Below are 17763 nucleotides of genomic sequence, written 5' to 3'. Positions count from 1 at the left end.
CGCACGCCGGGCGTGCGTCTCACGCGTCGTACAGGTCGGCCTTCTTGGGCATCGCCTCCTGGATCGCCCCGCTCAGGGCCGACGAGCGGGAGCCGAACTTCGTCACATCGACGCCGTTGTCCTTCAGGACCCTGAGCGCCGCCGCGTGCACCACCCGCAGCACCGGAGTGGCGGCGCGCAGTGCGTCGTCGGCCATGAAGCGGTGGCGCCAGGGCTGGTCGGCCCAGGCGTGCCGCAGGCCGAACGGCTCGGGCAGGGTCAGGCTGCCGCCGAGCCAGTTCAGCAGCGGTGGGTAGGCGGTGAGCGGGGCGCGGGCGGCGAGCCGCACCACCTCGTCGGCGTCGATCAGGGGCAGCCTGACCTTGCGGGTCTCCCAGAACCGGAACGCCTTCTGGACCTCCTTCTCCCTGGCCGCCGGCTTCTCGTTGAACAGGGGGTTGACCGGACCGAGGGCGTGCCCGGTGACCTCGATGCGCAGGGTGTCGTGCAGCACCGTCACGGTGATCAGCATGGTGATGACCAGGTGGCCGTCCCACAGCGTCCACTGCACGCCGAGGTAGTGCCGGTCGCCGCTGCCGAACTGCTGCTTGTTGCAGATGTCCTGTATGGCGTGCGTCCTGACCGTGTAGGTGTCGACGTCCGTGCCGCTCGGCCGGGAGACCTCCTTGGCGTTCTCCCCGATCGGCGTGACGATCCAGTGCGTGATGGACGGCTTGGGGAAGCCGCCGGTGTTGATCGGCGTGCGCTCCAGCATGCCCAGGCCGCCCTGGATCGCGACGATCACGTCCCAGCTGCGGAACGGGTGGAAGTCCTTGCCCGGCTCGGCGGAGACCAGGTCCTCGGCCAGCTGCCAGCTGCCCCACCGGGTGCCCATGCCGAGTATGCCCTTGGGCCCGGCGTAGAAGACCGAGTTGGACCGTTGCTCGGCGCTGAGCCGGGCGAGCTCCTTGCGCACCTGCTCGGCCGCGTCGCCGGGGTTCCCGGGCACCGCCTCGGGGATCTTGGCCCCCACTCCGCCGCCGGCCAGCAGGCTCTCCCAGCGCTCCCTGAGGTCGCGCGCCGTGCGCTCGCAGATCTGCTTGGCCCAGAACCAGCCGACGACCGGCATGACGACCGCCGCGCGTGCGTACCACGCCCAGAAGCCGTGGAACGGCATCTTGATCAGGAAAAGCACGGCCAGGGCGCCCATCGCGACCAGCAGCGTGGTGCCGAGGGCACCGGCCCTCTTGTCCTCCCGCCTGCTGACGGTGGTGCGCAGCGTGAACACCAGCAACCACACGAGGAAGCCGGGCAGGAACAGCACCCCGCACAGCACCGTCACCGCCGTGAGCCAGTTGTCCCGCTCGCGGCGGATGCGGTGGGCCGCCAGGCAGTGCTCCACGACCACCTGGGGCTCGAGGCCGAATGACTGGATGAGCGGCTTGCGCCCTGCGCCCAGCATCCGGTCGATCACCGCGCGGGAGAACGCCTCGCCGAACCTGGGGCGGAAGATCCGCGCCCATGGGCGCGGCAGACCGACCGCCGACTGGTGCCACTCGTTGTCCGCGGCCAGGATCTTGGTCACTTCGTCGTCCCGGTACGCCGCCGAGGCCAGCGCGTACGTCGCCGCCGTCTGCCCCGCCGAACCGGACAGGGGCACCTGCGCCCCGGGACTGAAATCGAATCCGTCCGTCACTGCCGCCCCCATTGCCGCCGCACCTGCCCTTGCGGCCTTCCCGACTTCCCTGCCCCGCACACCTGTTGATCAGGTCATCAGCGTATCCGCACCCACCGGCGTCCGGAGGCGGACGGCCCAAGCCGCCCGCCTGTTCGGAAGGAAGGGTTCCGAAGCACCGCGCAGCCGCCCGGTTGTGCGCCGGGCGTGACAACTACGAGGCTTCGCGCTCCTGTTGACGGACCCGGTCCGCGACCTGGGGCGGCATCGGCTCGTGCCGGACGTAGCGGCGGTCGAAGCGGGCCGTGCCGTGCGACAGGGACCGCAGGTCGACCGCGTACCGGCCGATCTCGATCTCGGGCACCTCGGCCCGTACGAGTGTGCGTCCACTGCCCACCTGCTCGGTGCCCAGCACCCGGCCGCGCCGTCCGGACAGGTCGCTCATCACGGCGCCCACGTACTCGTCGCCGACCAGCACGCTCACCTCGGCCACCGGCTCCAGCAGATGGATCTTCGTGCCGGCCGCGGCCTCCCGCAGCGCCAGCGCGCCCGCCGTCTGGAACGCGGCGTCGGAGGAGTCCACCGAGTGCGCCTTGCCGTCCAGCAGCGTGACCCGGACGTCGATCAGCGGGTATCCGGCGGCGACTCCCTTGGCGGCCTGGGCCCTTACGCCCTTCTCCACCGAGGGGATGAACTGCCGAGGCACCGCACCGCCGACCACCTTGTCCACGAACTCGATGCCCGAGCCGCCAGGCAGCGGCTCCACCTCGATCTCGCAGATCGCGTACTGCCCGTGCCCGCCGGACTGCTTGACGTGCCGGCCGCGCCCCGCCGCCCTGTTCGCGAACGTCTCCCGCAGGGAGACCCGGTGCGGCACGACGTCGACCTGGACGCCGTACCGGCTGCGCAGCCGCTCCAGGGCCACGTCCGCGTGGGCCTCTCCCAGGCACCACAGCACCACCTGGTGAGTGTCCTGGTTCTGCTCCAGCCGCATCGTCGGATCCTCGGCCACGAGCCGGGACAGCCCCTGGGAGAGCTTGTCCTCGTCCGTCTTGCTGTGCGCCTGGATGGCCAGCGGCAGCAGCGGGTCGGGCATCTGCCACGGCTCCATCAGCAGCGGATCGTCCTTGGCGGAGAGCGTGTCGCCGGTCTCGGCGCGGCCCAGTTTCGCCACGCACGCGAGATCGCCCGCGACGACGTGCGTCACCGGGCGCTGCTGCTTGCCGAACGGTGTGGACAGGGCGCCGATGCGCTCGTCGGCTTCGTGGAGGGCACGGCCCTCGTGCCCGCGGTCGGCCAGCCCGTGCCCGGAGACGTGCACCGTCTCGTCGGGGCGCAGGGTGCCGGAGAAGACGCGGACCAGGGAGACCCGGCCGACGTAGGGGTCGGAGGAGGTCTTCACGACCTCGGCGACCAGCGGCCCGCCGGGATCGCACGCCCTGATCTCGCGCGGCTTGCCGTCGATCGTGGTCACGCCGGGCGTCTCGCGCTCCAGCGGCGTCGGGAATCCGCCGGTGATCAGCTCCAGGAGCTCCACCGTGCCCAGGCCCTGCTTGGCGCCCTCGGCCGCGGGCGCGGCGGCCAGGACGGGGAAGAAGACCCCGCGCGCGACGGCCCGCTCCAGGTCCTGGACGAGCGTCTTGAGGTCGACCTGCTCACCGCCGAGGTAGCGGTCCATGAGGGTCTCGTCCTCGCTCTCGGAGATGATCCCCTCGATGAGCCTGTTGCGGGCCTCCTCGATCCGCGGCAGCTGGTCCTCGCCGGGCTCGGACTCCTTGCGCTCCCCGGAGGCGTAGTCGAACAGCTTCTGTGTCAGCAGCCCGGTCAGCCCGGTCACGGGCGCGTGCCCGTCCGGCCCCTGCGGCCCGTGCAGCGGCAGATACAGCGGCAGCACCGCGTCCGGGTCGTCCGCGCCGAACGCCTCCGCGCACACCCGCGTCATCTCCTCGAAGTCCGCACGGGCAGCCTCCAGGTGCGTGATCACGATGGCGCGCGGCATGCCGACGGCCGCGCACTCCTCCCACACCACGCGGGTCGAGCCGTCCACGCCGTCGGAGGCCGAGACGACGAAGAGGGCCGCGTCCGCCGCACGCAGACCGGCCCTGAGTTCCCCGACGAAGTCGGCGTAGCCGGGGGTGTCCAGAAGGTTGACCTTGATGCCGTCCCATTCGACCGGCACCAGGGAGAGCTGTACCGAGCGCTGCTGCCGGTGCTCGATGTCGTCGTAGTCCGAGACCGAGCCGCCGTCCTCCACGCGGCCCGCCCGGTTCACCGCTCCCGCGGTCAGCGCGAGAGCCTCCACCAAAGTCGTCTTGCCCGATCCGGAGTGGCCGACCAGCACCACATTCCGCACGGACGCGGGGTGGTCGGCCGCCATTGCCCTGCCGGCGGCTCCGGGGTGTGTTTGCACCTTGTCGCCCATGATCCTGCCTCCCGTTGACGGTGAGGTCACTGTGGGCGCGGACACGCGGCACCGCGTGCACTGGCGGCTCCTGCGACGCCCGCGGTTCTTCGAGCTTTCCACTCCCGTCACGCTGCGTCCATACGAAGGACCCGATCCCGCCGCCCACCGGCACTCGCGCGCCGTCCGCCGGTGCTGCTCGCGAGGGGTGCGGGTGCCCGGCCGTCGCACACGCGCGCGCGTGGCTACGATTGGGCCCGCCGGTGGCCAGCAGGGGCCGCCCGGCGACACCGACCCTCGGGAAGGCCATGCTGAACAAGTACGCGCGTGCATTCTTCACGCGTGTCCTCACACCGTTCGCCGCGTTTCTCATCCGGCGGGGCGTGAGCCCCGACACGGTCACGCTCATCGGCACGGCCGGAGTGGTCGCGGGCGCGCTGGTCTTCTACCCCCGGGGCGAGTTCTTCTGGGGCACGGTCGTGATCACGCTGTTCGTGTTCTCCGACCTCGTCGACGGGAACATGGCCCGCCAGCTCGGCCGCTCCAGCCGCTGGGGCGCCTTCCTGGACTCCACCCTCGACCGGGTGGCCGACGGCGCCATCTTCGGCGGCTTCGCCCTGTGGTACGCGGGCCAGGGCAACGACAACGTGCTGTGCGCGGTGTCGATCTTCTGCCTGGCCAGCGGCCAGGTGGTGTCGTACACCAAGGCCCGCGGCGAGTCGATCGGCCTGCCGGTCGCCGTCAACGGGCTGGTCGAACGCGCCGAACGCCTCGTGATCTCGCTGGTCGCCGCGGGCCTCGCGGGGCTGCACAGGTTCGGCGTGCCCGGCATCCAGTACCTGCTGCCCGTCGCCCTGTGGATCGTGGCCGCGGGCAGCCTCGTCACGCTGATCCAGCGCGTCGTGACCGTCCGCCGGGAGTCGGCCGAGGCGGAGGCCGAGGCGGCCCGGCAGGAGGCCCGGGGGAGCGAGGCGGCGAAATGAGTGCCCGGGAGCGTCTCACCGACGCGCTGTACGGCCTCGGCTGGAGCACCGTGAAGAAGCTCCCCGAACCGGCCGCCGTACGACTCGGCCGCGCCATCGCCGACCTCGCCTGGAAGCGCCGCGGCAAGGGCGTGCAGCGCCTTGAGAGCAACTACGCGCGCGTGGTGCCCGACGCGACGCCCGAGCGCCTCGCGGAGCTCTCCCGCGCGGGCATGCGGTCGTATCTGCGCTACTGGATGGAGTCCTTCCGCCTCCCGTCCTGGAGCGCGGAGCGGGTCCGCACGGGCTTCGCCCCCAAGGACCTGCACTACCTGACCGACGGCCTGGCGGCCGGCCGGGGCGTCGTCCTCGCCCTGCCCCACCTGGCCAACTGGGACCTGGCCGGCGCATGGGTCACCACCAAGCTGGAAACGCCCTTCACCACGGTCGCCGAGCGCCTGAAACCCGAGACGCTCTACGACCGGTTCGTGGCCTACCGGGAGGGCCTCGGCATGGAGGTCCTGCCGCACAGCGGCGGCACCGCCTTCGGCACCCTGGCCCGGCGGCTGCGCGACGGCGGGCTGGTCTGCCTGGTCGCCGACCGCGACCTGTCCGCCTCCGGCGTCGAGGTGAAGTTCTTCGGGGAGACGGCCCGGATGCCCGCCGGGCCCGCGCTGCTCGCCCAGCAGACGGGCGCCCTGCTGCTGCCCGTCACTCTCTGGTACGACGACTCACCCGTCATGCAGGGGCGCCTGCACCCCCCGATCGAGGTGCCCGAGACAGGTACGCGGGCCGAGAAGACGTCCGTCATGACACAGGCGCTGGCCGATGCCTTCGCCACCGGCATCGCCGACCATCCGGAGGACTGGCACATGCTGCAGCGGCTGTGGCTCGCCGACCTCGATCCCGCGAGGGACCCCGAGAGCGCCGGAAAGGGAACCCTGTGAGGATCGGCATCGTCTGCCCCTACTCCTGGGACGTGCCGGGCGGCGTCCAGTTCCACATCCGCGACCTCGCCGAGTACTTCATCCGCCTCGGCCACGAGGTGTCCGTCCTCGCCCCCGCCGACGACGACACCCCCCTGCCGCCGTACGTCGTCTCGGCCGGCCGCGCGGTGCCGGTCCCGTACAACGGCTCGGTGGCCCGGCTGAACTTCGGGTTCCTGTCGGCGGCCCGGGTGCGGCGCTGGCTGCACGAGGGCCGCTTCGACGTGATCCACATCCACGAGCCGACCTCGCCGTCGCTGGGCCTGCTGACCTGCTGGGCGGCCCAGGGCCCGATCGTCGCCACGTTCCACACCTCCAACCCGCGCTCGCGCGCGATGATCGCCGCGTACTCGATCCTCCAGGCCGCCCTGGAGAAGATCAGCGCGCGGATCGCTGTGAGCGAGTACGCCCGCCGTACGCTCGTCGAACACCTCGGCGGTGACGCGGTGGTCATCCCCAACGGCGTCGACGTCGACTTCTTCGCCGAGGCCGAGCCCAGGCCGGAGTGGCAGGGCGACACCATCGGCTTCATCGGGCGCATCGACGAGCCCCGCAAAGGCCTGCCGGTGCTGATGGGAGCGCTGCCGAAGATCCTCGCCGCCCGCCCGCAGACCCGGCTGCTGGTCGCCGGCCGGGGCGACGAGGAGGAGGCGGTGGAGCGCCTGCCGAAGGAGCTGCGCTCGCGCGTTGAGTTCCTCGGCATGGTCAGCGACGCGGACAAGGCCCGCCTCCTGCGCAGCATCGACCTGTACGTGGCCCCCAACACCGGCGGCGAGAGCTTCGGCATCATCCTCGTCGAGGCCATGTCCGCCGGCGCCCCGGTCCTCGCCTCCGACCTGGACGCCTTCGCCCAGGTGCTGGACCAGGGCAAGGCCGGCGAGCTGTTCACCAACGAGGACGCGGACGCCCTGGCCGAAGCCGCCGTACGCCTCCTGGCCGACCCCGAACGCCGCGCCGAACTGCGCGAGCGCGGCAGCGCCCACGTACGCCGCTTCGACTGGTCGACGGTCGGCGCGGACATCCTCTCGGTGTACGAGACGGTGACGGCGGGCGCGGCGGCGGTGGCGACGGACGAGCGGGCGACGGGCCTGCGGGCGCGACTGGGGCTGGCGCGGGACTGAGGGAGCACGAGGCCGTTCACGAGGCCGGTCGGGCCGATGGCGCGGGCCCGGGGGCGGCGGTCCGCAGGGACGGTCACCCGGCCCACGGCACAGGGCCCGGCCGAACCGGCGGAGCGCCCCGGTAGCCTTGCCGCCCGTGACCGCAACCCTCATCTGGATCCTCGTCGCGCTCGTCGCCGTCGGCCTGTACCTGGGCTGGACGGCGGGACGGCTGGACCGGCTGCACGCCCGTATCGACGCCGCCCGCGCCGCGCTCGACGCCCAGTTGCTGCGCCGCGCCTCGGTGGCCCAGGAGCTCGCCACCTCCGGAGTACTCGACCCCGCCGCCTCGATCGTGCTCTACGAGGCCGCACACGCCGCCCGGCAGGCCGAGGAGGAGCAGCGAGAGGTCGCCGAGAGCGAGCTGAGCCAGGCGCTGCGGGCCGTGTTCGCCGAGGCCCCGCAGGTGGAGGCGGTTCGTGAGGCGCCCGGGGGAGAGGGGGCGGCGCGAGAGCTGACCGAGGCCGTGCGCAGGGTGCCGATGGCCCGCCGCTTCCACAACGACGCGGTGGGCGCCGCCCGCAGACTCCGCCAGCACCGCAAGGTCCGCTGGTTCCGCCTGGCCGGCCACGCCCCCTTCCCCATGGCCTTCGAGATGGACGACGAACCGCCGGCGGCACTGGTGGACCGGGCGGCCTAGTGCTGTGACCGGAAGGGTGTGCCGGATAGCTCCCGGCGTCCGGTGCGGTGCATCGCAAGGCGGAGCATCGTCCGCGTACTGGATGTACTCGGGTGATGCGACAAGGTGGCGAGGTGCCGTGCCGGGCGTCGCGAGCCGGTGAACCTTGCCGGTCACAGCACCAGGCGTGCTGTCCGGGGCCCGTGCCGTGTGTGCCGCCCTGGCCCGGGCGGGCGTGGGGCTGCATGTTCGCAGCGGGTGCCGCCGGTCTTGTCGGAGCCGGAGAAGTCCACGCCCGTCCGGCTGGTGCTGAACCCCGGCCACACCATCGAGTACCCCCTCTTCCACCCGGCGTCGCGTGCCGTGCGCGGATACTGCGCCATGGAGCCCGACCTCGAACCCAGCATCGACGTGCGGCCACCGCACCCCGCGCGCACCGACTACGGCGCCGGCCTGCACATGACCGACGTACACGGCCGGCGTCTGCACGCGGTGGTCTGCGACACCATCCGGATGGGCGCGCCCCGATTGCGGTGGCCGCGCGACCCGGGTTGTGCGATCGTGGCGGCCGCGACCGCTGACCACGGTCGGATGGATGCCGCCCCGGGCGGCATGGGGGAACGTATCGCATCGGGGGATACGGCGTGATTCGAAGCAAGTCATGGGGCCCCTCCGTGTGTGCCCGTGGCGGGTGGGCCCCACGCCTGAGCCCGTCCCGGGAGATACGAGGCGGTGCGGTGGCGCGCTGAGCGGCCACGCGGGCGCGCACGCCACCGCACCGCGCACGGGACCCCGGTTCGGGGCCGCGGGGGGAAAAGGATCCACCGGCTTCCCATTGGCCCTTGCCGTGGACTGATCCACTCGCGTTTCCTCAGTGCTGCATCAAACCCTCTTTTCCCCGAGTGAGGTCACCCGTGTCCACCACGATTTCCGACTCCGCCCAGACCCCCGAGACCGGCACCGCCCGTGTCAAGCGCGGCATGGCCGAGCAGCTCAAGGGCGGCGTGATCATGGACGTCGTCACGCCGGAGCAGGCGAAGATCGCCGAGGACGCGGGCGCCGTCGCCGTCATGGCCCTGGAACGGGTCCCGGCCGACATCCGCAAGGACGGCGGCGTGGCCCGCATGTCCGACCCGGACATGATCGAGGGCATCATCGACGCCGTCTCCATCCCGGTCATGGCCAAGTCCCGCATCGGTCACTTCGTCGAGGCCCAGGTCCTGCAGTCCCTCGGCGTGGACTACATCGACGAGTCCGAGGTCCTCACCCCGGCCGACGAGGTCAACCACTCCGACAAGTGGGCCTTCACCACCCCCTTCGTCTGTGGCGCCACCAACCTCGGCGAGGCCCTGCGCCGCATCGCCGAGGGTGCCGCGATGATCCGCTCCAAGGGCGAGGCCGGCACCGGCAACGTCGTCGAGGCCGTCCGTCACCTGCGCCAGATCAAGAACGAGATCGCCAGGCTGCGCGGCTTCGACAACCACGAGCTGTTCGCCGCCGCCAAGGAGCTGCGCGCCCCCTACGAGCTGGTCAGGGAGGTCGCCGAGCTCGGCAAGCTCCCGGTCGTGCTGTTCTCCGCCGGTGGCGTGGCCACTCCGGCCGACGCCGCCCTGATGCGCCAGCTCGGCGCCGAGGGCGTCTTCGTCGGCTCCGGCATCTTCAAGTCCGGCGACCCGGCCAAGCGCGCCGCCGCCATCGTGAAGGCCACCACCTTCTACGACGACCCGAAGATCATCGCGGACGCGTCCCGCAACCTCGGCGAGGCCATGGTCGGCATCAACTGCGACACGCTCCCCGAGACCGAGCGCTACGCCAACCGCGGCTGGTAAACCACTTCCCGAGGACCGCACGAACACATGACTGACGCACCCGTCATAGGCGTCCTGGCCCTCCAGGGCGACGTACGGGAGCACCTCATCGCCCTGGCCGCGGCCGACGCCGTGGCCAGGGCGGTGCGGCGCCCCGAAGAGCTCGCCGAGGTCGACGGCCTCGTCCTTCCCGGCGGCGAGTCCACCACCATCTCCAAACTGGCCGTCCTCTTCGGAGTGATGGACCCCCTCCGCGCGCGCGTGCGCGACGGCATGCCCGTCTACGGCACCTGCGCGGGCATGATCATGCTCGCCGACAAGATCCTGGACCCACGCTCGGGCCAGGAGACCATCGGCGGCATCGACATGATCGTGCGCCGCAACGCCTTCGGGCGGCAGAACGAGTCCTTCGAGGCAGCGGTCGACGTGACCGGCATCGAGGGCGATCCTGTGGAGGGCGTCTTCATCCGCGCCCCCTGGGTCGAGTCCGTCGGCGCCGGGGCCGAGGTGCTCGCCGAGCACGACGGCCACATCGTCGCGGTCCGTCAGGGCAACGCGCTGGCCACGTCGTTCCATCCGGAACTGACCGGCGACCACCGTGTGCACTCCCTGTTCGTCGACATGGTGCGCGCCAACCGGACACCGGAGTCCTTGTAGGATCTCTGGCAGTTCGTTGCAGAGATGGGTTACGCGAAGGAGACAGGCAGATGTCCGGCCACTCTAAATGGGCCACGACGAAGCACAAGAAGGCCGTCATCGATGCCAAGCGCGGCAAGCTCTTCGCGAAGCTGATCAAGAACATCGAGGTCGCGGCGCGGATGGGCGGCGTCGACCTCGACGGCAACCCGACGCTCTACGACGCCGTCCAGAAGGCCAAGAAGCAGTCGGTCCCGAACAAGAACATCGACTCCGCGATCAAGCGCGGCGGTGGTCTCGAGGCCGGCGGCGCCGACTACGAGACGATCATGTACGAGGGCTACGGCCCGAACGGCGTCGCGGTGCTCATCGAGTGCCTCACCGACAACCGCAACCGCGCCGCCTCGGACGTTCGCGTCGCCATGACCCGCAACGGCGGCTCCATGGCAGACCCCGGCTCGGTGTCGTACCTCTTCAACCGCAAGGGCGTCGTCATCGTCCCCAAGGGCGGGCTGACCGAGGACGACGTCCTGGGCGCCGTCCTGGACGCCGGGGCCGAGGAGGTCAACGACCTCGGCGAGTCCTTCGAGGTCATCAGCGAGGCCACCGACCTGGTCGCGGTCCGCACCGCCCTCCAGGAGGCCGGCATCGACTACGACTCCGCCGAGGCCAACTTCGTCCCGACCATGCAGGTCGAGCTGGACGAGGAGGGCGCCAAGAAGATCTTCAGGCTGATCGACGCGCTCGAGGACAGCGACGACGTGCAGAACGTCTTCGCCAACTTCGACGTCAGCGACGAGATCATGGAGAAGGTCGACGCGTAACGCCCCCGCGCGCGGGGTGTCGCGGGGTATTTGGACGGGCCGACGGGAGAACACCCGTCGGCCCCTCGCTTTGCCGGGCGTTGGTGCCGGGCGTTGTCAGTGGCACCCGATAGCCTGCCCAAACAGGCGATCGACGGGAGGGGCACGCGTGCGTGTACTGGGGGTGGACCCGGGGCTGACCCGCTGCGGTGTCGGTGTCGTGGAAGGAGTGGCGGGCCGGCCGCTGACCATGCTCGGCGTCGGCGTCGTGCGCACCCCCGTGGACGCCGACCTGAGCCACCGTCTCCTCGCCGTGGAACAGGGCATCGAGCAGTGGCTGGACGAGCACCGGCCCGAGTTCGTCGCGGTGGAGCGCGTCTTCAGCCAGCACAACGTGCGTACGGTCATGGGCACCGCCCAGGCCAGCGCCGTCGCCATGCTCTGCGCGGCCCGCCGCGGCATCCCCGTCGCGCTGCACACCCCCAGCGAGGTCAAGGCCGCCGTCACCGGCAGCGGCCGCGCCGGCAAGGCGCAGGTCGGTGCCATGGTCACCCGGCTGCTGCGGCTCAGCGCGCCACCGAAGCCGGCCGACGCCGCCGACGCCCTCGCCCTGGCCATCTGCCACATCTGGCGCGCCTCCGCGCAGAACCGGCTCCAGCGGGCCGTCGCCGCGCACGCGGCCGGAGCACCGATGACAACGAAAGGCCGTACGGCATGATCGCCTTCGTCAGCGGCACCGTCGCCGCCCTCGCCCCCGACACCGCGGTGGTCGAGGTCGGCGGTGTCGGCATGGCCGTGCAGTGCACGCCGAACACGCTGTCCTCGCTCCGGATCGGCCGGCAGGCCAAGCTCGCCACCTCCCTCGTCGTACGCGAGGACTCGCTGACCCTCTACGGCTTCGCGGACGACGACGAGCGCCAGGTCTTCGAGCTGCTGCAGACCGCGAGCGGCGTCGGGCCGCGGCTCGCCCAGGCGATGCTGGCGGTGCACACACCCGACGCCCTGCGGCGCGCGGTCGCCACGGGTGACGAGAAGGCCCTCATCGCTGTCCCCGGCATCGGCAAGAAGGGCGCCCAGAAGCTCCTGCTCGAGCTGAAGGACCGGCTGGGCGAGCCGATCGGCGCCCCCGCCGTGGGCGCCCCGGTCACCCAGGGCTGGCGCGACCAGTTGCACGCCGCCCTCATCGGTCTCGGCTACGCCACCCGTGAGGCCGACGAGGCGGTGGCCGCCGTGGCCCCGCAGGCCGAAGCGGCCGGGGGTACGCCCCAGGTGGGTCAGCTGCTGAGGGCGGCCCTGCAGACCCTGAACCGAGCCCGCTGATCCACGACGTACCGAGGCAGACATGAACTGGGAAGACACGACCGGCAGCTCCGCCTCCGAGCGGCTCGTCGGCGCGTCCGCCGATGGCGAGGACCAGGCCGTCGAGGCCGCCCTGCGCCCCAAGGACCTGGGCGAGTTCATCGGCCAGGAGAAGGTCCGTGAGCAGCTCGACCTCGTCCTGCGTGCCGCACGCGCGCGCGGCGCGACCGCCGACCACGTGCTGCTCTCCGGCGCGCCCGGCCTCGGCAAGACCACCCTGTCGATGATCATCGCGGCCGAGATGGGCGCTCCCATCCGCATCACCTCCGGCCCCGCCATCCAGCACGCCGGCGACCTCGCGGCCATCCTCTCCTCCCTCCAGGAGGGCGAGGTCCTCTTCCTCGACGAGATCCACCGCATGTCGAGGCCCGCCGAGGAGATGCTGTACATGGCGATGGAGGACTTCCGCGTCGACGTCATCGTCGGCAAGGGACCCGGCGCCACCGCCATCCCGCTCGAACTGCCCCCCTTCACCCTGGTCGGCGCCACCACCCGCGCCGGCCTGCTGCCGCCCCCGCTGCGCGACCGCTTCGGCTTCACCGCCCACATGGAGTTCTACGAGCCCACCGAGCTGGAGCGCGTCGTGCACCGCTCGGCGAACCTGCTCGACCTCGAGATCGAGGCCGACGGCGCCGCCGAGATCGCCGGCCGCTCCCGGGGCACGCCCCGCATCGCCAACCGCCTGCTGCGCCGCGTCCGGGACTACGCGCAGGTCAAGGCCGACGGGATCATCACCCGCGAGATCGCCTCGGCCGCCCTGGCCGTCTACGAGGTCGACGCCCGCGGCCTCGACCGGCTCGACCGGGCCGTCCTCCAGGCGCTGCTGAAGCTGTTCGGCGGCGGCCCCGTCGGCCTGTCGACGCTCGCGGTCGCGGTGGGGGAGGAGCGCGAGACGGTCGAGGAGGTCGCCGAGCCCTTCCTCGTCCGCGAGGGCCTGCTCGCCCGCACCCCGCGCGGGCGCGTCGCGACGCCCGCCGCCTGGGCGCACCTCGGCCTCACCCCGCCCCGATCCCCGGCGGCGGGACACGGACAACAAGATCTCTTCGGGGCGTGACGGTGCGGGCATTGGCCCAGGGAGGAACCCAGGTGCCATGCTGAGCGTTGTTCCTTGCGCGCGGACTCGCTTAGACTCCGCCGATGCCGCCCTTGTCGGCGGCACACATACCCCCAACCATCAGGCCGCTCACTTCGCGGTCGTGTGAAGGAAGTACCGACCCGTGAGTCTCGTGACCCTCCTCCCGTTCATCGTGCTCATCGGGGCCATGTTCCTGATGACCCGGTCGGCCAAGCGCAAGCAGCAGCAGGCCGCCCAAATGCGGAACCAGATGCAGCCCGGCAGTGGAATCCGCACCATCGGGGGCATGTACGCCACGGTCAAGGAGGTCAACGACGACACGGTCCTCCTCGACGCGGGCCCTGGCGTCGAGCTGCTGTTCGCCAAGAACGCGATCGCGACCGTCCTGACCGACGACGAGTACAACCGCATCGTCCACGGCGTCGAGCACGACCTGAAGTCCGACGCCGGCATCGTCCCGGACGACGCCTCCTCCCTCACCGAGACCGACGAGCCCGCCGCCGACGCTTCCGCCGCTTCCGACGACAAGCCCATCGACCTCGGCAAGAAGGACGCGGCCGAGGAGCCGGCCGACGGCGCCGCCGAGGCGAAGGCGGAGGAAGAGCCGAAGAAGACCGACGGCGACTCCGAGGCGAAGTAGTCGGCACCCAGGGCGCGCGGCACCGCCCGCGCGCCCTGGGGCGTGTTTCACTTCGTGCGGGATCCCGACACCATGTCATGGCCGCCGCCGAGCCCACCCGGCCCGGGGCGGCCCGAGAGGGAGTACGAGAAGGTGGCAGCACCTAAGAAGGGCCGGAGCGCGAGCGCCCAGAGCAAGCCAGGGCGCTCGCTGGCCCTCATCCTGATCGCCATCGTGGCGCTCACCGGAGGCATGTTCGCTTCCGGGAACACCACTCCGCGTCTCGGTATCGACCTGGCCGGCGGTACCAGCATCACGCTGAGGGCGGTCCCCGAGCGCGGTCAGGAATCCGCGATCAACAAGGCCAACATGGACACCGCGGTCGACATCATGAACCGCCGTGTCAACGGTCTTGGTGTATCGGAGGCCGAGGTCCAGACCCAGGGGACCGACAACATCATCGTCAACATCCCCAAGGGCACCAACTCCAAGGAGGCCCGGGACCAGGTCGGCACCACCGCCAAGCTGTACTTCCGGCCGGTGCTCGCCACCGAGGTCTCCGGGGCCGGCGCCACGGCCAGTCCGTCGCCGAGCGCCTCCTCCAGCCCCTCGGGCAAGGCCAACCAGAAGGCGACCTCCACCGGCTCCCCGGCCCCGTCGGCCACCGCGACCACGCAGGGCCGTGCGCTCACCGACGGCCTGAAGGCCGCCGCCACGCCGTCCGCGGGCAGCACGGCGTCCGCCGGCTCGAAGGCCTCCGCCAGCCCGCCGGCCACCCCCAGCGCCCCTCCTTCCGCGAGCAGCGGCTCCGCCGCCGACGCGGCCGGCAAGCTGCAGGCGCAGTACGCCGCGCTCGACTGCACCAAGGATGACGTCCGGGCCACCGCGGGCAAGGGCGTCAAGCCGACCGAGCCGACCGTCGCCTGCGGCAAGAACTCGCAGAACCAGTGGCAGAAGTACATCCTCGGCCCCGCCGCGGTGGACGGCACCGACGTGAAGAAGGCGCAGGCCGTCTTCAACACCCAGAGCGCCGCCGGCTGGACCGTCACCATGGAGTTCACCTCCAAGGGCGCCAAGAAGTTCGCGGACATCACCGGCAAGCTCGCCCAGAACCAGTCGCCGCAGAACCAGTTCGCGATCGTCCTGGACGGCAACGTCGTCTCCGACCCGTTCGTCAACCAGGCGCTGACCGGCGGCAACGCGGAGATCACCGGCCACTTCAGCCAGCGGGAGGCGCAGAGCCTGTCCAACATGCTGTCCTACGGCGCGCTGCCGCTGACCTTCAAGGAGGACAGCGTCACCACCGTGACCGCGGCACTCGGCGGTGACCAGCTGCACGCCGGTCTCATCGCGGGCGCCATCGGCCTCGGCCTGGTCGTGCTCTACCTGGTGGCCTACTACCGCGGCCTGTCCCTGATCGCCGTCGCCTCGCTGCTGGTCTCCGCGGCGCTCACGTACGTGATCATGTCGCTGCTCGGTCCGGCGATCCACTTCGCGCTGAACCTGCCGGCCGTGTGCGGTGCGATCGTCGCCATCGGAATCACGGCGGACTCGTTCATCGTGTTCTTCGAACGCATCCGGGACGAGGTCCGTGAGGGCCGCTCGCTGCGGCCCGCCGTGGAGCGCGCCTGGCCGCGGGCCCGGCGCACCATCCTGGTCTCCGACTTCGTGTCCTTCCTCGCCGCCGCGGTGCTCTTCATCGTCACCGTCGGCAAGGTGCAGGGCTTCGCGTTCACGCTCGGCCTGACCACCCTGCTCGACGTGGTGGTCGTCTTCCTGTTCACCAAGCCGCTGATGACGCTGCTGGCCCGCAGGAAGTTCTTCGCGAACGGCCACAGCTGGTCCGGCCTCGACCCGAAGCGACTGGGTGCCAAGCCGCCGCTGCGCCGCACCCGCCGTCCCGCCGGTCCTGCCGCCGGCCCTGTCGACACGAAGGAGGCGTGAGATGTCGAAGCTCGGCAACCTCGGCGCCCGACTGCACCGTGGCGAGGTCGGCTACGACTTCATCGCCAACCGCAAGATCTGGTACGGCATCTCCATCCTGATCACCATCACGGCCATCGTGGGCCTGGCGGTGCGCGGCCTGAACATGGGCATCGAGTTCCAGGGCGGAGCGGTCTTCACCACGCCGAAGCACATGAGCACCTCGGTCACCCAGGCCGAGACGTTCGCCAAGGACGCCTCCGGCCACGACGCGATCGTGCAGAAGCTCGGCGACGGCAGCCTGCGCATCCAGATCGCCGGCATCGACACCGGCAAGTCCGACCAGATCAAGGACACGCTGGCCAAGGACCTGAGCGTCAACGCGGAGCAGATCAACGCCGACCTGGTCGGCCCGAGCTGGGGCCAGCAGATCGCCAACAAGGCCTGGGAGGGTCTGGCGATCTTCATGATCCTGGTCGTGGTCTACCTGGCGATCGCCTTCGAGTGGCGCATGGCGCTGGCCGCGCTGGTCGCCCTGATCCACGACATCACCATCACCACCGGCATCTACGCCCTCGTGGGCTTCGAGGTCACGCCGGGCACGGTGATCGGTCTGCTGACGATCCTCGGTTACTCGCTCTACGACACGGTCGTCGTATTCGACAGCCTCAAGGAGCAGACGAGGGACATCACCCGGCAGACCCGCTGGACCTACAGCGACCTCGCCAACCGCTCCATCAACGGCACCCTGGTCCGTTCGATCAACACCACGGTCGTCGCGCTGCTGCCCGTGGCGGGCCTGCTGTTCATCGGCGGCGGTGTGCTCGGCGCGGGCATGCTCAACGACATCTCGCTGTCGCTGTTCGTCGGCCTCGCGGCCGGTGCCTACTCCTCGATCTTCATCGCCACGCCGCTCGTCGCCGACCTCAAGGAGCGCGAGCCGCAGATGAAGGCCCTGCGCAAGCGCGTGCTCGCCAAGCGGGCGCAGTCGGGGACCCAGGGCGCGCCGCAGGCGGAAGAGGCCGCCGACGCGCCGTTCGGTGAGGAGCCCGAGGACGCCGCGCCCGCCGTGGTCGGTCCGCGCGGCCAGTCCGCGTCCCGCAGCCGGGGCCGTGGCCGGCCCTCGGGGAAGCGCCGATGACCGTGACGGACGACGTCCAGGAGCTGCTGCTCAGCCGCATCCGTGACGTCGCCGACTACCCGGAGCCGGGGGTGATGTTCAAGGACATCACCCCGCTCCTGGCGGACCCGCCGGCGTTCACCGCTCTCACCGGAGCGCTCGCGGAGATCGCCGAGCGCACGGAAGCGACCAAGATCGTCGGTCTGGAGGCCCGTGGATTCATCCTCGGTGCCCCGGTAGCCGTCCGCGCGGGCCTGGGCTTCATCCCGGTGCGCAAGGCGGGCAAGCTCCCCGGAGCCACCCTGCGCCAGGCATACGACCTCGAGTACGGCTCCGCCGAGATCGAGGTCCACGCCGAGGACCTGACCAGCGGGGACCGCGTCCTGGTCGTCGACGACGTGCTCGCGACCGGCGGCACCGCCGAGGCCTCGATACAGCTCATCCGCAGGGCGGGAGCCGAGGTCGCCGGCCTGGCGGTCCTCATGGAGCTGGGCTTCCTGGGCGGCCGCGGCCGCCTGGAACCGGCTCTGGGCCAGGCTCCGCTGGAGGCACTGCTCAGGATCTGAGCACCGCGCGGACCGCCGCGGGGGCCGGGCCCGGCCCCAGCCCGAAGGGTCCGCGCAAGCGGTGGGACACCC

At 71.3% G+C, this 17763-nt stretch carries 17 protein-coding genes; 15 read left to right on the top strand and 2 right to left on the bottom strand.

The window, feature by feature from the left end:
* Positions 1–19 precede the first annotated feature (19 nt).
* Complete coding sequence (locus ACH4UM_RS10490) at positions 20–1687, bottom strand: hypothetical protein (protein ID WP_398176187.1); 1668 nt, start codon at positions 1685–1687, stop codon at positions 20–22.
* Between the two features lie 181 nt (positions 1688–1868).
* A complete protein-coding gene (locus ACH4UM_RS10485) occupies positions 1869–4076 on the bottom strand; it encodes an elongation factor G-like protein EF-G2 (RefSeq protein WP_398176185.1) in 2208 nt (735 codons plus the stop codon).
* A gap of 230 nt (positions 4077–4306) precedes the next feature.
* Between ACH4UM_RS10485 and pgsA the strand changes: the two genes are divergently transcribed.
* The 15 genes from pgsA (at position 4307) to ACH4UM_RS10410 (ending at position 17691) form a co-directional block, all read left to right on the top strand.
* Positions 4307–5038, top strand: a complete 732-nt coding sequence (gene pgsA, locus ACH4UM_RS10480) for a phosphatidylinositol phosphate synthase (RefSeq protein ID WP_398176183.1) — start codon at positions 4307–4309, stop codon at positions 5036–5038.
* On the top strand, positions 5035–5964 hold the full coding sequence (locus ACH4UM_RS10475) for a phosphatidylinositol mannoside acyltransferase (RefSeq protein ID WP_398176181.1): 930 nt from the start codon (positions 5035–5037) through the stop codon (positions 5962–5964). Before pgsA ends, ACH4UM_RS10475 begins: the two co-directional genes overlap by 4 nt.
* On the top strand, positions 5961–7124 hold the full coding sequence (locus ACH4UM_RS10470) for a glycosyltransferase family 4 protein (protein WP_398176179.1): 1164 nt from the start codon (positions 5961–5963) through the stop codon (positions 7122–7124). Before ACH4UM_RS10475 ends, ACH4UM_RS10470 begins: the two co-directional genes overlap by 4 nt.
* 136 nt (positions 7125–7260) lie before the next feature.
* Positions 7261–7803, top strand: coding sequence for a hypothetical protein (locus ACH4UM_RS10465; protein ID WP_398176177.1), 543 nt, complete (start codon positions 7261–7263; stop codon positions 7801–7803).
* 249 nt (positions 7804–8052) lie between these two features.
* Positions 8053–8430 carry a hypothetical protein gene (locus tag ACH4UM_RS10460; protein ID WP_398176175.1) on the top strand — a complete coding sequence of 126 codons (378 nt, stop codon included), beginning with the start codon at positions 8053–8055 and terminating at the stop codon, positions 8428–8430.
* A gap of 266 nt (positions 8431–8696) precedes the next feature.
* Entirely contained in the window at positions 8697–9611 is a 915-nt protein-coding gene (gene pdxS, locus ACH4UM_RS10455; protein ID WP_398176173.1) for a pyridoxal 5'-phosphate synthase lyase subunit PdxS, read from the top strand.
* Between the two features lie 27 nt (positions 9612–9638).
* Positions 9639–10247 (top strand): pyridoxal 5'-phosphate synthase glutaminase subunit PdxT, encoded by a 609-nt coding sequence (gene pdxT / locus ACH4UM_RS10450; protein ID WP_398176171.1) that lies wholly within the window; start codon positions 9639–9641, stop codon positions 10245–10247.
* A 50-nt stretch (positions 10248–10297) separates the two neighbouring features.
* Positions 10298–11050 carry a YebC/PmpR family DNA-binding transcriptional regulator gene (locus ACH4UM_RS10445; protein ID WP_398176169.1) on the top strand — a complete coding sequence of 251 codons (753 nt, stop codon included), beginning with the start codon at positions 10298–10300 and terminating at the stop codon, positions 11048–11050.
* Positions 11051–11198: 148 nt separating this feature from the next.
* The gene (ruvC, locus tag ACH4UM_RS10440; RefSeq protein ID WP_398176167.1) at positions 11199–11747 is read left to right on the top strand and encodes a crossover junction endodeoxyribonuclease RuvC; all 549 of its coding nucleotides are present in this window, start codon (positions 11199–11201) and stop codon (positions 11745–11747) included.
* A complete protein-coding gene (gene ruvA / locus ACH4UM_RS10435) occupies positions 11744–12349 on the top strand; it encodes a Holliday junction branch migration protein RuvA (protein ID WP_398176165.1) in 606 nt (201 codons plus the stop codon). The genes ruvC and ruvA overlap by 4 nt, the downstream gene beginning before the upstream one ends.
* A 22-nt stretch (positions 12350–12371) precedes the next feature.
* A complete protein-coding gene (gene ruvB, locus ACH4UM_RS10430; protein ID WP_398176163.1) occupies positions 12372–13442 on the top strand; it encodes a Holliday junction branch migration DNA helicase RuvB in 1071 nt (356 codons plus the stop codon).
* A gap of 163 nt (positions 13443–13605) precedes the next feature.
* Positions 13606–14103, top strand: a complete 498-nt coding sequence (gene yajC / locus ACH4UM_RS10425) for a preprotein translocase subunit YajC (protein WP_398176161.1) — start codon at positions 13606–13608, stop codon at positions 14101–14103.
* Between the two features lie 132 nt (positions 14104–14235).
* A complete protein-coding gene (gene secD, locus ACH4UM_RS10420) occupies positions 14236–16026 on the top strand; it encodes a protein translocase subunit SecD (protein WP_398176159.1) in 1791 nt (596 codons plus the stop codon).
* 1 nt (position 16027) lies between these two features.
* The gene (secF, locus tag ACH4UM_RS10415; RefSeq protein ID WP_398176157.1) at positions 16028–17146 is read left to right on the top strand and encodes a protein translocase subunit SecF; all 1119 of its coding nucleotides are present in this window, start codon (positions 16028–16030) and stop codon (positions 17144–17146) included.
* On the top strand, positions 17143–17691 hold the full coding sequence (locus ACH4UM_RS10410) for an adenine phosphoribosyltransferase (protein WP_398176155.1): 549 nt from the start codon (positions 17143–17145) through the stop codon (positions 17689–17691). The genes secF and ACH4UM_RS10410 overlap by 4 nt, the downstream gene beginning before the upstream one ends.
* Positions 17692–17763 lie beyond the last annotated feature (72 nt).

The sequence above is a fragment of the Streptomyces sp. NPDC020801 genome (assembly GCF_044334385.1).
GTDB lineage: Bacteria > Actinomycetota > Actinomycetes > Streptomycetales > Streptomycetaceae > Streptomyces.
This window is presented reverse-complemented; position numbering and strand designations above follow the sequence as displayed.

Excerpts from the sequence above, each read along its gene's own strand:
- ACH4UM_RS10490 (WP_398176187.1), bottom strand. The coding sequence starts at position 1,687 with ATGGGGGCGGCAGTGACGGACGGATTCGATTTCAGTCCCGGGGCGCAG.
- ACH4UM_RS10485 (WP_398176185.1), bottom strand. The coding sequence starts at position 4,076 with ATGGGCGACAAGGTGCAAACACACCCCGGAGCCGCCGGCAGGGCAATG.
- ACH4UM_RS10475 (WP_398176181.1), top strand. The coding sequence starts at position 5,035 with ATGAGTGCCCGGGAGCGTCTCACCGACGCGCTGTACGGCCTCGGCTGG.
- pdxT (WP_398176171.1), top strand. The coding sequence starts at position 9,639 with ATGACTGACGCACCCGTCATAGGCGTCCTGGCCCTCCAGGGCGACGTA.
- ACH4UM_RS10445 (WP_398176169.1), top strand. The coding sequence starts at position 10,298 with ATGTCCGGCCACTCTAAATGGGCCACGACGAAGCACAAGAAGGCCGTC.
- ruvA (WP_398176165.1), top strand. The coding sequence starts at position 11,744 with ATGATCGCCTTCGTCAGCGGCACCGTCGCCGCCCTCGCCCCCGACACC.
- ruvB (WP_398176163.1), top strand. The coding sequence starts at position 12,372 with ATGAACTGGGAAGACACGACCGGCAGCTCCGCCTCCGAGCGGCTCGTC.
- secF (WP_398176157.1), top strand. The coding sequence starts at position 16,028 with ATGTCGAAGCTCGGCAACCTCGGCGCCCGACTGCACCGTGGCGAGGTC.
- ACH4UM_RS10410 (WP_398176155.1), top strand. The coding sequence starts at position 17,143 with ATGACCGTGACGGACGACGTCCAGGAGCTGCTGCTCAGCCGCATCCGT.